The sequence below is a fragment of the Yoonia sp. genome (genome assembly GCF_036007805.1).
Lineage (GTDB): Bacteria > Pseudomonadota > Alphaproteobacteria > Rhodobacterales > Rhodobacteraceae > Yoonia.
Genome location: NZ_DASYOK010000252.1, coordinates 1 through 1,914, shown reverse-complemented (window position 1 = coordinate 1,914; position 1,914 = coordinate 1). Strand labels below are relative to the sequence as shown.

2 protein-coding genes and 1 pseudogene are annotated in these 1,914 nt (G+C 58.6%); all 3 read left to right on the top strand.

Annotated features, from left to right (window positions below; genetic code table 11):
• Nucleotides 1-295 (top strand): annotated as a pseudogene (locus VGP75_RS13655) (amidase); the annotation flags it as partial.
• Between the two features lie 144 nt (nt 296-439).
• Nucleotides 440-1,615, top strand: coding sequence for an aminotransferase class I/II-fold pyridoxal phosphate-dependent enzyme (locus VGP75_RS13650; protein WP_327544195.1), 1,176 nt, complete (start codon nt 440-442; stop codon nt 1,613-1,615).
• Nucleotides 1,616-1,627: 12 nt separating this feature from the next.
• The coding region (locus tag VGP75_RS13645; protein WP_327544194.1) for a DNA translocase FtsK 4TM domain-containing protein at nt 1,628-1,914 on the top strand (287 nt) is incomplete at its 3' end.

Genomic DNA, 1,914 nt, shown 5'->3' with positions numbered 1-1,914 from the left:
GCTGCGCGACATCCGCAAGCAATATGCCGCAGAGACAGCGCAATTTGACGCCGTGATCATGCCCACCGCCGCGATCCTGCCACCCGATGCCGCGCGGCTTTTGTCGGATGACGCCTATTACAAGACCGAGAACCTGCTGGCCCTGCGCAACACACGGATCGCGAACCTCATGGATGTCTGTTCGGTGACACTACCAACGGGCGTGCCGTCCTGCGGGATCATGTTCAACGGGCAGAAGGGGACCGAGGCGGCGCTACTACGGCTGGCGGCAGCAGCGGAGCAGGCGTTGGGGTAGATGGCGGGTTGTCGCGTTCTTCCCCCAACTGACCGAAAAGCCACAAATTCAGCGCCGTTTGATCCCTTCTTCTGGACAGAACGCCCACTGCCGAGTTAGTTTGGAAAAAAGCGGGGCGAAATGATCCCGTAAATTGAGGCAGTTATGGTATTTCCTGAGCGGTTTTCGGACCTTCCGGCAGCGACGTGGCCACGCTTGCGTGCTCTGTTAGACATGCCGACGCGCGGTGCCGAGACGATCAACATGACGATTGGCGAACCACGCCATGCGTTCCCCGGCTTTGTGGGCGATATCATTGCGGACAATCTGGCAGGCTTCGGGAAGTATCCGGATAACTACGGCACAGCCGCCTTGCTGGACGCGATCAGCGGTTTTCTCAAGCGGCGTTATGATCTGGATATCCCGCATCAGCAAATTCTGACGCTGAACGGCACCCGCGAGGGGCTGTATAACGCCGCCATGGCGCTTTGCCGCGAAGACAAGAACGGCAAGCCTGTCATCCTGACGCCAAACCCGTTTTATCAGGTCTATGCGGTGGCGGCTTTGTCTGTGGGTGCCGAGGCGGTCTATGTCCCTGCGGTCAAAGAAACAGGTCATTTGCCCGATTTCCACGCGTTACCTGCCGATATTCTGGACCGCACGGCCATTGCCTATATCTGTTCGCCTGCCAACCCCCAAGGCGCGGTTGCGGATGAGGCCTATTGGCGCAATCTGATCACGCTTGCCGAAAAGCACGATTTCATCATTTTCGCTGATGAGTGCTATTCCGAGATTTACCGCGACACGCCACCCCTGGGTGCCTTGCAGGTTGCAACGCAGATGGGTGCTGATCCCGAGCGCGTTGTGATTTTCCATTCGCTCTCGAAACGCTCGAACCTGCCGGGCCTGCGGTCCGGTTTTTGCGCGGGCGGGCCAAAGTCGATGGAGCGCATCCGTTTGTTGCGCGCCTTTGCGGGTGCACCCTTGCCCGAGCCGTTGCAGGCGGTTGCAGCTGCTGCATGGAATGATGAAGCGCATGTGATCGAAAACCGCGCCCTCTATCACCGCAAATACGAAATTGCGGATGATATTCTGGGCCATGTTGATGGCTATCAGTCCCCGCAGGCGGGCTTCTTTTTGTGGTTGCCGACCGAAGACGGCGAAACATCCGCCGTCAAGCTTTGGCAGGAAACCGGCGTGCGGGTGCTGCCCGGCGCTTATCTGAGCCGCGAGGCAAACGGGGAGAACCCCGGCAAGACATACATTCGGGTCGCCATGGTGGCCCCAACACAAGAAATGCAGCGCGGTCTGACCCTGATCCGCGACTGTCTATATGGTTGAGGAACAAGAGTAATGGCATCTTACCAATCCCGGCGGCGCGACCCGCTTCTGGACAGCACCACGCAGGCCGCGATCGAGAAACGCAGCAAAGAGCTTTTGGGCATTGGCCTGATCTGTCTGGGTCTGCTGATTGCCGTGATGGTGGGCAGCTATTCTCCGGATGATCCAAGCTGGATCTCTGCAACGGATGCACCCGTGCAAAACTGGCTTGGCCATTTTGGTGCCTCGGTTGCAGCACCGCTGATGATGGTGATCGGTCTGGGCACTTGGGTCATGCCTGTGATCTTGCTGACATGGGG

Excerpts from the sequence above, each read along its gene's own strand:
- VGP75_RS13650 (WP_327544195.1), top strand. The coding sequence starts at position 440 with ATGGTATTTCCTGAGCGGTTTTCGGACCTTCCGGCAGCGACGTGGCCA.